Raw genomic sequence first — 13,222 nt, 5'->3', positions numbered from 1 at the left:
ACCAATATACTGAAATAAATCATCACAAGACTGACCGTCTATTTGTACAACGCTTTAACCATGAGCCCTTTTCTTTTTTTAAGTTATTTTAAGTTATCGTAAGTTTTTTTAATTTACCCATTAAAAAATTAATAAACTAAACTAGAAAAAAGCAATACATTATGAATACAACAAACTACCATATTTATATTCTAATTTAGAGAAGCTATAGAATATGAAAGCTAACCTTATTTGCGTAATGTTAAATTGATACTGACCACTGCATGATCAGTGCTTTCACCATCGACATCAAAGCTTGGGTTAATTAAATGTTTATCAGTATTAATATAGTCACTGACTTCAAAGTAACTTGATTGTTCAGCAGCATCAAACTCACTAGAGAGCAGAATATAATCTAAGACCGAACTGCTTTGACCAAAATAATGTGTCGCACCACGAGTTAACAATTTATCAGCTTCAACTTCCTGATTCGCATCGCCAGTCATTTGCTTATTAGCTTGATGATTGGCTTCATATAAATCCCATGCATCTCGTAAAGTATAAAACTTAACAAGCCTCTGCTGATTTTGATCATTATTGAACAACATATTGGGCGTAACCAGGTGTGCGAGAATACCGTCTTTTAATGGGTTATTAAAATCTCCCATTAACATCATGGCATTGCCTTTTTTGGCTCTTCTTTCAATCATTTGCATCATTAATAACGTCGCCTCACTACCCCGTTGAATAGATGATGCCCAACCACCAGCGACCTGCGCTTTGAATTGCGATAATACATTGCCTTCTAATGAACTTAATTTATCGACTTCTCCCTGCCATGAAGCACGTTTAGATTTAAAGTGCACAACATAACAATCACATAAACCTAAATGAGGAAGCTCAACGGTTGCTCTTACCACTTGTCGACTAAAGTTAAATGTTTCTGTTAAACCTAATTGCACTGCGAGCTCTTTATCAACACTCACCGCAGCAACTTCCGTAATAGGAAATTTACTCGCTAAAGCAACAACGGGGTCTCGATGAATAAAATCATCAATGACTGTTGGCTTATCTACTACAGCAAAATATTCATAACCTTGTTTTTTTACCAATATCTCAAGAGCTTCAATACTAAAGACCTCTTGAAACCCGATAATATCAGGTTGATGTTTTTGCAAATAAGAAGCAATCCAATTTTCCTTTTTTTGCCACTGCTCTGCTGAATAGATACGATCAAAATCATAAAATGCATCAGGTGGAGCAAGGTAATTAAACAGGTTAAAAGTCGCTACTTTAATTTGCGTTTGTTCAACTTGTTCCGTTGATGATAAATCATCACTAGAAGCTTCATTATTGGCAGATAGAAGGGAAATAGAGTTAATTGGCACAAAATCCTCTTTTCTATTCATGTTTAATCAGCATTATTGAGCGTGGTGATGAAACATGAATAAGATAAATTATTAATTAAACAATAGTATCGCACAGAGAAGTCAGAGTATAAGCATAAATGCCCGCTATCGCTTATTTACTCCTTTTAAAGTCTTAGATTTAAAGTGAATAAGAATGGGGACAGAGAAACTATAAAATAACCACAGAACATGTAGCCTACTCACTCGTTATTTTATCAAGGTAGTGTGTAATACACTCTTGCTGCAAACTAATATCACCTATATTAGAAGCAACCCACTGCGGATCATAATAGCTATTAGTGTAACGCTCACCACGGTCACACATCAATGTAACAATCGATCCGGTTTGCCCTTGCTCAATCATTTCCTGTGCGAGCTTTAACACACCAAACATATTAGTGCCGGTACTTGCCCCCACTTTTCGCCCTAATAATGACGCAGTCCATAACATTGCAGCAATAGACTGTTTATTATCAACACACAACATATTATCAATCACAGAAGCGATGAATGAAGGCTCAACACGAGGTCGACCAATCCCTTCTATTAAGCTTCCTTTACCGTTAATTAACTGTTTATCTCCGGTTAAATAATAATCATAAAAAACCGAATTTTCAGGATCAACAACAGTTAACTCCGTCGTTAATTGATGATAACGAATATAACGCCCAATAGTTGCACTGGTGCCGCCCGTTCCAGCACTCATTACAATATGAGTGGGTATTGGGTGTGGCTCATGCTGCATTTGTATAAAAATAGAGTCAGCAATATTGTTATTACCGCGCCAATCAGTTGCGCGCTCAGCATTAGTAAACTGATCCATATAATACCCATTTAACTCTTTTGCTAACCGTTCTGATTCTGCATAAATTAAATTGGTTGAATCCACTAAGAAACACTCACCACCATAACGCTTTATCTCTGTAATTTTTTGTATGCTGGTTGATTTAGCCATTACAGCAATAAAACGTAATCCTAACAAACGAGCAAAGTACGCTTCAGAAATCGCAGTGCTGCCAGATGAGGCCTCAACTATCACCGTATCTTCTTTGATATTGCCATTACATAATGCATATAAAAATAAAGAGCGAGCTAAACGATGCTTTAAACTTCCCGTTGGGTGTGTGCTCTCGTCTTTAAGGTAAATATCAATGCCCTTTAATTGCGGTAAATCGACTTTAATTAAATGCGTATCGGCACTACGTTGGAAATCAGCTTGAATTTTGGCGATGGCCGCACTTACCCATTGACGTTGATGATTCATAATATTTTTCCTGTTTAAATAATAAAGCTAGTTTACCTTTGCTTAAACAGAATTAACGTCCTATAAATCTTCTAATAAGCCACAATAAAAAATATTTTTCTGTTAAAATTAAATATAAAGAAAATAACACTCATCCTATAGAGCAACTTACCCTATAGAAAAAATTGAAGAGGTAATATGAGCTTAGACGCTACGGATAAAAAGATAATCACCCTACTACAGCAAGATGCTTCATTATCATTACAGCAATTATCAGAGCAATTGAACCTAACCAGTACGCCATGTTGGAACAGAATTAAACGCTTAGAAAATGAAGGTGTTATTCAAAAGCGCGTTGCATTAATTGCACCTGAAAAGGTAGGCCTAGAACTGGTCGCTTTTGTACAAATCAAAACGCAGCAACATTCGGAAGTCTGGCTGCGAAACTGTGTACAGCAAGTAAAAGGATTTGCACAAGTTTTAGAGTTTTATAGAATGGCAGGTGAATATGATTACTTACTCAAAGTGATTGTTAAAGATATGCGTAGTTATGATCACTTCTATCAGCAATTAGTAAATGATGTAGATGGATTAACCGATGTAAATACTAGCTTTGCTATGCAGCAGTTAAAATTTACTACCGAACTTCCTATAATGTAATCAAATAGTGATCCTGAACGTTTAACACATTACACTGTCACTATCTCTAATGAATACCTAATTCCCGTATAAGGATGTTTTTAATGAAATTGTTTCTAAAGTTAGCCGCCGCACTGATTGTGCTTTTAATTTTAACCGTGGTAATTGTCATCAATGTTGTTGATCCAAATGATTATAAGCAGCAAATCCAAGAACAAGTTAAAACGAATATCAATAGAGATTTAGTGATCACTGGTGAACTCGATTGGAGCTTATACCCTTTATTAGGCCTTAAAAGTGGCCAAGTGACGTTATACAACAATCCTGAATTCGAAGAAAAAACCTTTTTAGATGTTCAAAATGCATCGATATCAATTAATGTATTACCACTTATTTCAGGGAAAATAGAAGTAGGTGAAATTATATTAGACGGTGTTAATTTTAACCTTATTACCAATAAAGACGGTTCATCAAACTTAGATAATTTACAAGCTGAAGGTACTGAAGTCGTTGCAGAAGCAGCAAAAGAAGAAACGCCTGTGACCGAAGAAGAGCAATCAACAGAAGCCGTTGACCTTTCTCAATTTGTTTTATCTGGTATCACATTAACCAATGCAGAATTGCAAATTATTGATCACCAAACGAATGAAAACCAAAAAATCGCAATAAAAAGTATGGTATTAAGCGAGTTTGCTTTCGACAAAAAATCACACTTTAGTTTAACGAGCTCGTTTAAGAATGAACAAGTAGATGCTGATATCGCACTAGAAGCCGATATATTTATAGATTCAACATTGAATAACATTGAACTGACTGGCTTGACTATTGAAAGTAAAGTATTAAGTGATGCGCTAGCAGATAGCACACTAAATACAACCTTCACTAGTGGCTTAACCTATAAAGTAGATACAAAGCAGTTAGATATTAAAGCAATCACAATTAACAATAAATTCACTGGTTCATACTTAGATGGTGACATTTACATTAACAGTAGTGATATCCATATAACTAATCACAATGAATTAGAGCTTGGTAAACTAACATTAACAAGTAGTTTGACGGGCAGTGCTTTAAGCAATAATACATTAAACACAAACTTACAAACCAACCTAGCGGCAGACATACAAAAACAAACTGCAAAAATAGATCAATTTGAATTAAAAAACACAATCGAAGGTAAAGACTTACAAGGCAACGTAAACCTTTCATTTAAAGAAATAAATGTCAGTGACTTTGAGAAAATATTAATTAAACAATTCAAACTAGTTAGTGAATTAAATGTACCAGCGATCAGCAAGAATAAAATTAATAGCACAATAGAAAGTGAAATTAGCTATGACCTTGCAAAACAAAAATTAAGTATCGATTCACTACAATCAACAGTAAACGATATAGAGTTAGGTGGACAACTTAGCTTTATCCAACAAACCGTCCCTGTTATTCGTTACAGCTTAAAAGGTAATACATGGGATTTAAATCCATACCTAACGAAAACCGCAGATCAAAATGATGATGCAGCTACTACAGAAAAAGGTGAGCAAGCAGCTGAAACAGAACCTGACTTAAGCATTTTAAAAGAGCTTGATATTAAAGGTGACTTAACGATCGCAGGCTTATTATATGAAGATATTAGAATAGGTAAAATCACTAATAGCTTAACCGTTAAAAATGGTAAAGCAACCATCAGCCCATTAAATGCACAGCTTTATAATGGTTCATTAAACATTGATGCATGGATTGATGAGAAAGGTGGTGAAAATCAATATAAAGCGACAACGTCTATCAAGAATGTTGTACTAATTGACTTGTTGAAAGACGCAGCTAAAGTAGACCTATTAAGTGGCACTGCAAACTTTAACTTAGTAGCAGACGGTAAAGGATTAACGTCAACTAAGATACAACAAGGTGTGAATGCAAAAGGTGACTTTAAAATCCTTAATGGCGAGTTATACGGTATTAATCTTTCGCAAGAAATACGTGTTTTAAAAGCAAAAATAAAAGGTAAAACAATAGCACCTGACAAGCTTGTTAAGAAAACAGACTTTGCATCATTAATTGGTGAGTTTACGGTACAAGATGGTATCGCTAATAATCAAAAATTATTGATGTCATCTCCTGTTATGCGTTTGGATGGAGCAGGTACTGCAAATACAATTACTGAAGCCCTTAATTACAAATTAGGTGTAACCCCTCTTTCAAAAGCGGGTGAAGAAACTGACTTCTTAGACCTTGATGGCGTAACGATTCCATTATTGATTAAAGGTACCTTTACTAAACCATCATTTAATTTAGACACTGAATCCGCTTTAAAAGAGAAAATTGAAGCAGGAAAAAAAGCGTTACAAGAAAAAGCAAAAGACGCTATTTTAGGTAATAAATCCAGTGATGAATTAAAAGAAGAAGCAAAAGATTTGAAAGATAAACTGAAAAGTTTTTTTTAAATAACGTTTATTTAACCACTTAAAAATAAAATAATAAATAGCTGATTCAGAAAACTGTATCAGCTATTTTTTTATTTATACTGATACCAATTACGTTAAGTATGTGATCTAAATTTGACGCATAAAAAATTTAATTCGAGGTATAAATTGAAGTAAATGATTGTTTCCTTTTACAAAATTTACAACAAAGAAGTTAATTTTTTAGCAAGTAAAATAGATCAGCTATTTATCAGAGTTAATATTAACAGCCCTTCCCCCAATTAAAAATTCGTAAACATAAAAATATACCACTAGCTTTAATTAAATAAAAACTAAAGAGCAACCTCCTGTAATGGCTTTGGTAACCAATACAACTTAAACACCACGTACAACACACCTAGAAAGCGATGATAGTAACTTCCTAAAATACCAAGAGACAAGATTAAAAACGAGATTAATGATATAACTCATTAATAGAAAATGATTTTCTAAAGTATCTATATCAGAAAATCGAGAGTAAAAACAAAAAAGGTGACACGTCATACATCAATTTAATTTGACCTCATTTAACTTAATCTAACTTAAGGAATTCATTTACCATGCTTCCATTTATTAATGCACAAGATATTGAAAGTAAATTATCATGGACAGCGCTTTGCACAGCGTTCCATGAAGGACATAAAGCACCTCGAGCAGACATAGATGACATTCTATTTAAACATGATGAAAATGCGTTATTGAGTCGTGCAGCATGGATAAAAAATAAAGGAATAGGGGTTAAAACGGCGACTATATTTCCAAATAACGCAAAATTACCAACGCCTATTCCAAGTGTTAATTCAATCTTTACTCTATTTGATGATCAAACTGGCATCCCTCTCGCTATTATTGATGGCAAGTTAGTCACTAAATGGAAAACGGCTGGCGACTCTGTATTTGCAGCAAAGTTATTAGCAAGACCTGATAGTAAAGTGTTAACCGTTATTGGCGCTGGCGCCGTTGCATCGTCAATCATTGATGCTTATCGAGCTTTGTTTCCTAATTTAGAAAAAGTGATTATTTGGAATCGTACTTTTGAAAAAGCACAGAAACTCGCTAAAGAAAAAGGGGCTGTAGCTGTCCAAGATCTTTCTGAAGCATTGAGTGATGCAGACATTGTTTCATCTTCTACTATGTCGACCGAATCTTTCATTAAAGGTAAGTGGATTAAGGAAGGAACTCATGTTGATTTAATTGGTGCATACCGTCCAGACATGAGAGAAGCTGATGATGCACTACTCGTAAAATCACGTATTTTTGTTGATGCCAGAGAAACGGCCATTCACGATATAGGTGAGTTAGCTATCCCAATTAAACAAGGTGTTATCAATGAACATGCTGTTATCGCTGACTTCTACCAACTATGTAATGGTGATAGCGGACGTAAAACGGATAAAGAGATCACGTTATTTAAAAACGGTGGCGGTGCTCATCTTGATTTAATGACCGCGCTATACATTATGAAGTGTCGTGAAAATAACAAAGTGTAAACAGAGATAATGAGTGATTTACTGTTAATAAAGGTTTATCAATAAGAGACTTTGTTAGTAAGGTTTTTATCTATTAATTAATAGATTATAGGTTAATAGGTTAATAGGTTAATAGGTTAATAGGTTAATAGGTTAATAGGTTAATAGGTTAATAGGTTAATAGGTTAATAGAATAGTTTTCATTTCACTAACAAAGCTTTATTAAAAAGACCATCGAATGAAACGATGGCCTTCGATATTAGTCAGACTAGTGATGACCTAAGCCTTACAAAAAGCACATAAGTTATTCATTCGATTTTATTTATTCAGATACAACAATGTTTAACTTAATTAGCTAAAAAAGCACTGGCTGGCTTTTTAGCGGCTTTTGCCGCTTTCTTTTCTTTTGCAGTTAAAAGTGGTTTCTTTTTAGTCGCTTTTTTACTGTCTTGGCCTTTACTCATGATATTTTCCTTTTTGAAGTAACCTTTAAATTAAAATTAATTTGAGGCAACTTAATGACTGAGTGGACGCGGTTGAGCTAAAAAATAATGCGCAACAATTCAGTATGCTCTTAAGGTTAATCAATTGATATAAATAGATGAGATAACTGTTATTGAAATTCCTAATATAACGTTAGGCAATTTTATTGGGTTTAAGAATAAAGACTTGCTCAGAATGAAAACAATAAAAAAGGGAGTAGTTTGTAAACTATTCCCTTTTAATTATTATGTACAAAACCTCATTAAATGAGCATAAACGAAACGGTAATGTATAGAATTTTTATAAAAACTACTTAGGCAACAAAACTTTATCAATAACGTGTATCACACCATTACTTACTTCTACATCAGCTTTAATGACGTGTGCATCGTTTACCATCACCTTATCATCTTCTACTTTAATCATGACTTTTTGTCCTTGGACAGTGGTACCGCTATCCATTTTAACAACGTCAGATGCCGTTACTTTTCCAGCCACTACATGGTAAGTTAATACAGCGACTAACTTATCTTTATTCTCAGGTTTTAGTAGCATTTCTACCGTACCTTCTGGTAACTTGGCAAACGCTTCATCAGTTGGAGCAAATACAGTGAAAGGACCTTTTCCTTTAAGTGTTTCAACTAACCCACCCGCTTTCAATGCCGCGACGAGTGTGGTGAAAGAACCATTTTCTGCAGCAACATCAACGATATCTTTATGAACTCCATGATGCTCTGCATGTGCAACGGAAGTAAACGTAAAACTAACAACGATAATCGATACTGCTGAGATGAATTTCTTTAACATAAAATTTTCCTTTTTAGGGTTAGTTATATTTTAATATTCAAGCTGTGCTGTATTGCAATGTTCAAATAATTTTACGGTGCTCGTTTGCTTTAGATCAGTTTATTTTAAATAATGTTACCAAAACAAGGTTTTCCCTGATCATAATATGCCTTATTTTTAACCCTCAAAATAAAAATATTATATTTAAATTCATTAACTTAAAACAGAAAACAATAAAAAACCTATAAATAATCAATATTTTTAAATACTGATCATTTCCTGTTCTTTTCTATCAATTAGATTCCTCTCCTATAATTTACTTCCAATCTTAATGAATAAATTTTCACTTAAAAACAACGAATAAACTGAAATAATACCGTTTAATTCTCCCTCTAACCTTAATGTGTTTTTAGGCAATAATTTATCCTAATATGGAAGTTATTATCTTCCACTGAAAAGAATAAAACGGGTGTACTCTATGACATAAATAACTCATAACTATTCCACCATCCTTTAGCGTAAATTGTATATAATAACGGCTCTATAGTTTCCTAAATGACTCTCGCAACAAGAGGAACCAATCCAGTGAAAATGATTAATGGCCTTAAAGATATAATTGATAGTTTTGACACCTTTATCTTAGATCAATGGGGTGTATTACATAACGGTGGAAATGCTTTTCCAGAAGCAATAGAAGCATTAACCTTTTTAAAGTCACATAACAAAAAAGTCGTCATCTTATCTAACAGTGGTAAAACAGGCAGATTCTCCTACCAGCGTTTAGCAGATTCCGGTATTACCCGAGATTTGTATTTAGATGTATTAACATCAGGCGATCATATGCGTCAAAATTTCGCGTCAGGAAAGTTTAAGCACTTAGGTAAGCAAGCGCTACATTTTACCTGGGATAACGACCACAGCGTAATTGATGATTGCGGGTTAACAGAATCGACACGAGATGAAGCTTCATTTATTTTATGTTGTGGCGTTGATCGTGGTCATGTTGATGCTTATATGGATGACTTAACGTTCGCTTATCAACATAATTTTGAACTAGTTGTCAGTAATCCTGATCTCGTTGCTATGACACCAGAAGGAACCTTAAAAATCTGCCCGGGTGCAATAGCAAATGCTTACCAAAAAATGGGAGGGATTGTACATTGGCACGGAAAACCACAGAAAGAAATTTATGCAATGTGTAAAGAATTGGTAGGCGGTTGGGATAATGCTATCGCGGTAGGCGATAGCTTAGAGCACGATATTGCAGGGGCAAATGGTGCTAATATCAGTAGTTTATTCATCACCTCTGGCATCCATACTAATACGATTAGTGACGAAAAAAGTATTGTTAACTTATGCGATGAATTTTCAGTTAAGCCTAGCTTTTATATTGATTGGTTCAAAGCATAACAAACCTAACGGTTACTGCGTTTACTCTTTATGTTGATAACATTCATATCGATTCTTACCGCGTCTCTTGCTTTGGTATAAAGCAAGGTCCGCTTGTTTAACTAACTCGACAGAATCAGTATTGAGTTGCGGAATAACAGATGAAACACCTAAACTAATAGTCACATGGTTATAAGGAGATTCACTATGGGTTATTTGTAAATTATTAACAGCTTGTCTTGTTTTCTCGGCAACAGCAAAACCTTCGACCAAGTCACCTTCTAATAAAATAACAAATTCTTCTCCACCATAACGAGCAAAAAAATCAGTCGGTCTATTAATTGATTTTTGTATATTCTCAGCTACTTTTCTTAAACACTCATCACCCGCAATATGCCCATAAGTATCATTAAATTTCTTAAACTCATCTATATCAATGAGTAGTAAAGTTAATGGCTCTTGGCTACGAGTTTTGACCTGCCAGAGTTGGTTAAGCGTATGATCTAACCACCTTCTATTAAACACGCCAGTTAAATCATCTATTTGAGATAATGATTCAAGTGTAGCATTAGATTTTTCAAGTTTATCTCGACGCTCATTCACCATATCTATAACGGCATTAAAACCTACAATCAAATCCCCTATTTCATCGTTTTTATAACCTTCTATATGCTTGAGTGGTTGCTTTTTTAATACCATTTCTCTAACGGACTCTGCTGCTTCCTTTAAGGGGTTAAAAAAGAAGAATAGAAAAAAGGTAATCGCTAGGAAAACAGCGAAGCTAACAATCACGCCACTGATAATAGAAGCTTCTAAGCTTTCATTTATGGTTTGATAAACTTTATCGACAGGCGTTCTTACAATAACAAACCAATTCAAGAAGCTAATATTAGCGGCTGCCGCCAACACTTCATCACCCGAGGCATTCACAGTATCACCAACCCCATTAAAGCCGTCCATAACCTGATCATAGAAGACAACCTCTCCTCTTTTAGGAATGCTTTTAAATACTAAGCTTGGAGTACTGGAAGCTAAAAAAATCTGACTCGCTCTTGATATCACTAATGTATCGCTTGTCTCGTTGTAATCATGGTCAAAAATATATTCCATAAACCCAGGACGATTCAAAAAAATAGGCGCTTCTAGGATCCCTAATACTCGACCGCTTTTATCTCTTAATGCTTTTGCAATGACAACAAGCACTTCATCAGTGACCTCAGAACGAAAAGGTGAACTAATAATAATATGTTGGCTATTTTTAGCATTTATTAACCATTCTCTATTTGAAAGATCTAAACTTTTTCTACTTGGAATGACAGGGTATTCAGCTATAACACCTTTCCCAGTTGGATTTATAACAGCGAATCCTTGCGGAAAAAAATTAGTAAAAGCAATGTGCTCTTTGATTTTTTCGGTTAAAAAATCTTCGGACTGCATTTGCTCAGGAGGAATTAAATCTGCTAGAGCTACTAAAAATTTTGTTCGCTTATCAATTTTATTCTTTATATCTTTAGCGATAAATTTAGCTTTTGTATATTGCTCTTTATTAATTTGATTTTTTATTTCAGACTTAATGATTAGAAAGTTGTAAATTTGCAACAATGTGAAAGCCACAACAATAAACGCCGAAACATAAATAGATAATTTAGTGGAAATACGCGATGGCGCCATGTGATCTAACAGTGTCTTCATCGAATCATACTTTATTGGTTAATACTTGGACATAAAGATACCTCTTTTAGCATATAAAAGTTAGTTGTTTTTTTGATAATGTGACTAAAAATGACTAAATATTCATTGATTAGTTTAAAATAATTTCAGTATTTATAGATATACCCGTTACCATTCAACGTGGCAAATTCAGCAAGTAGTGAAGTGAACATATTCTAGGAAGAAAGAGGCAGATCTAACAAGTTAATTACTTATTTTAATAAAAATAGCCTATTAAAAGTACATCAGATAAATATTATGTAAAAAAGTGATGTTTAATAAGGATCAACAAGAATGATCAATCCATTATAAAATCACTAACGATTTAAAATATACCTCCAGAATAAACCCCCTAAAAGTCACAATCAATTAATTTATAGCAATAAAAAACAAGTCTTTTTTTGTACATTAAATTTAAAAATTCCAATTTGTAACTCTGTAAATGTGACTTAGATCTCCTTTTGTCACTTATTTGTTATTTTTTCATGAAGTTGATCAGAAAACTATATAGATTGGTCTACGTAATTTAAAAGACACGGATTGTCTGCATTTTAGCTGAAGTAATTTTTATTATTTCAGCACTTACCTAAAAAATAATTTAATTATTACAATTTTTAAATAATTCTAAATAAAGGAAAATGAATATGACATTCAACAAATATCTAATTGCTATTACATCTAGTGCTATCCTTTCAGCTCCACTTTCTGCTGCAACTATTTACAAAAATGAAACCCAGGAATTTAATATCGGTGGACGAGTTGAAGTCGGCGGTAATTTAACAGATGGTGATTATTCTGATGAATCTAATGTGCGTTTAAATGTAAATGGAAAAAATAAATTAAATGAAGATTTAACTGTTTTTGGTCGCTACGAATTCGAAATCACAGAAAATGAAGATGATAATGAAGCAAATTTAAATACACGTCACCTTTACGTGGGTGGTGAAACTAAATTCGGCACTCTTATTTATGGGCATCAAGAGAATGCTGTTACTTACCTAACAGACTTTACCGATTTAGCAGAAACGTATAGTGGTTACATTAACGAAAATACTGAAACATCGGCCGACCGCTCAAAAAACACATTACGTTACATTTATAAAACTGATGCATTAACTTTTCAAGCATCTGGAACACAAAATGCTAATAATAATGCCGATGGTTTTGGTTTGATGGCAGCTTATAAACTTACTCCTGAAGTTGAATTAGCTGCGGGTGTAACTAGCAGTGATCAAGAATATGGTAATGCAACAAATGTTGAAGATACTGACACCTCAAACTCTTACATACTTGCAGCGAGATACACTAAAGGCAGTATTTATTTAGCGGCAACAGGTATGCAAGGTAATATTTCAGCTGATGGTATTTCTGATTCTGATTTTGTAGCGGCAGATGCATTTGCGGCTTATTACTTTGGTGAAGATAACTCAAATATATTAAATATTGGTTATAGTTATTATTCTGCAGATGATATTGCATCATTAGAAACAAATTTTGTTTCACTAGAATATGCTCATTATATTGGTAACTTTGCAGTTTTTAGTAGTTATAAAATTGCATTAAATAATGATACATCTAGTAGTACTGGTGACCGTGAAAATGAGTTGTTGTTAGGTGCTCGTTACGGTTTCTAAGTTTTATTAAGATAAAGAAATC

9 protein-coding genes are annotated in these 13,222 nt (G+C 33.8%); 5 read left to right on the top strand and 4 right to left on the bottom strand.

Annotated elements, in window-relative coordinates; translation table 11 throughout:
* Positions 1-227: 227 nt before the first annotated feature.
* Entirely contained in the window at positions 228-1,388 is a 1,161-nt protein-coding gene (locus SP041_RS11135) for an endonuclease/exonuclease/phosphatase family protein (protein ID WP_137297779.1), read from the bottom strand.
* Positions 1,389-1,584: 196 nt separating this feature from the next.
* Entirely contained in the window at positions 1,585-2,652 is a 1,068-nt protein-coding gene (locus SP041_RS11130; RefSeq protein ID WP_137297778.1) for a PLP-dependent cysteine synthase family protein, read from the bottom strand.
* Positions 2,653-2,829: 177 nt separating this feature from the next.
* On the opposite strand from SP041_RS11130, the gene SP041_RS11125 reads away from it, so the two are divergent.
* The 3 genes from SP041_RS11125 (at position 2,830) to SP041_RS11115 (ending at position 7,219) form a co-directional block, all read left to right on the top strand.
* Entirely contained in the window at positions 2,830-3,291 is a 462-nt protein-coding gene (locus tag SP041_RS11125) for an Lrp/AsnC family transcriptional regulator (RefSeq protein WP_137297777.1), read from the top strand.
* A gap of 83 nt (positions 3,292-3,374) precedes the next feature.
* Complete coding sequence (locus tag SP041_RS11120) at positions 3,375-5,711, top strand: AsmA family protein (RefSeq protein ID WP_170968543.1); 2,337 nt, start codon at positions 3,375-3,377, stop codon at positions 5,709-5,711.
* A gap of 578 nt (positions 5,712-6,289) precedes the next feature.
* On the top strand, positions 6,290-7,219 hold the full coding sequence (locus tag SP041_RS11115) for a Gfo/Idh/MocA family oxidoreductase (RefSeq protein ID WP_137297775.1): 930 nt from the start codon (positions 6,290-6,292) through the stop codon (positions 7,217-7,219).
* A 771-nt stretch (positions 7,220-7,990) separates the two neighbouring features.
* Here SP041_RS11115 and SP041_RS11110 read toward each other — a convergent pair.
* Positions 7,991-8,488, bottom strand: a complete 498-nt coding sequence (locus tag SP041_RS11110; RefSeq protein ID WP_137297774.1) for a fasciclin domain-containing protein — start codon at positions 8,486-8,488, stop codon at positions 7,991-7,993.
* Between the two features lie 534 nt (positions 8,489-9,022).
* Between SP041_RS11110 and SP041_RS11105 the strand changes: the two genes are divergently transcribed.
* The gene (locus SP041_RS11105) at positions 9,023-9,877 is read left to right on the top strand and encodes a TIGR01459 family HAD-type hydrolase (protein ID WP_240791456.1); all 855 of its coding nucleotides are present in this window, start codon (positions 9,023-9,025) and stop codon (positions 9,875-9,877) included.
* A gap of 21 nt (positions 9,878-9,898) precedes the next feature.
* Here SP041_RS11105 and SP041_RS11100 read toward each other — a convergent pair whose 3' ends face one another.
* A complete protein-coding gene (locus tag SP041_RS11100; RefSeq protein WP_137297773.1) occupies positions 9,899-11,548 on the bottom strand; it encodes a sensor domain-containing diguanylate cyclase in 1,650 nt (549 codons plus the stop codon).
* Positions 11,549-12,210: 662 nt separating this feature from the next.
* On the opposite strand from SP041_RS11100, the gene SP041_RS11095 reads away from it, so the two are divergent.
* Positions 12,211-13,200 (top strand): porin, encoded by a 990-nt coding sequence (locus tag SP041_RS11095; RefSeq protein ID WP_201288102.1) that lies wholly within the window; start codon positions 12,211-12,213, stop codon positions 13,198-13,200.
* The last annotated feature ends 22 nt before the right edge of the window (positions 13,201-13,222 follow it).

The sequence above is a fragment of the Psychromonas sp. SP041 genome (genome assembly GCF_000470315.2).
Taxonomy (GTDB): Bacteria; Pseudomonadota; Gammaproteobacteria; order Enterobacterales; family Psychromonadaceae; genus Psychromonas.
The sequence above is the reverse complement of the archived record's forward strand: the minus strand, read 5'-3'. Positions and strand labels throughout refer to the sequence as shown.

Coding starts and splice junctions, on each gene's coding strand:
- SP041_RS11135 (WP_137297779.1), bottom strand. CDS start 1,388: ATGAATAGAAAAGAGGATTTTGTGCCAATTAACTCTATTTCCCTTCTA.
- SP041_RS11130 (WP_137297778.1), bottom strand. CDS start 2,652: ATGAATCATCAACGTCAATGGGTAAGTGCGGCCATCGCCAAAATTCAA.
- SP041_RS11125 (WP_137297777.1), top strand. CDS start 2,830: ATGAGCTTAGACGCTACGGATAAAAAGATAATCACCCTACTACAGCAA.
- SP041_RS11120 (WP_170968543.1), top strand. CDS start 3,375: ATGAAATTGTTTCTAAAGTTAGCCGCCGCACTGATTGTGCTTTTAATT.
- SP041_RS11115 (WP_137297775.1), top strand. CDS start 6,290: ATGCTTCCATTTATTAATGCACAAGATATTGAAAGTAAATTATCATGG.
- SP041_RS11110 (WP_137297774.1), bottom strand. CDS start 8,488: ATGTTAAAGAAATTCATCTCAGCAGTATCGATTATCGTTGTTAGTTTT.
- SP041_RS11105 (WP_240791456.1), top strand. CDS start 9,023: ATGACTCTCGCAACAAGAGGAACCAATCCAGTGAAAATGATTAATGGC.
- SP041_RS11100 (WP_137297773.1), bottom strand. CDS start 11,548: ATGAAGACACTGTTAGATCACATGGCGCCATCGCGTATTTCCACTAAA.
- SP041_RS11095 (WP_201288102.1), top strand. CDS start 12,211: ATGACATTCAACAAATATCTAATTGCTATTACATCTAGTGCTATCCTT.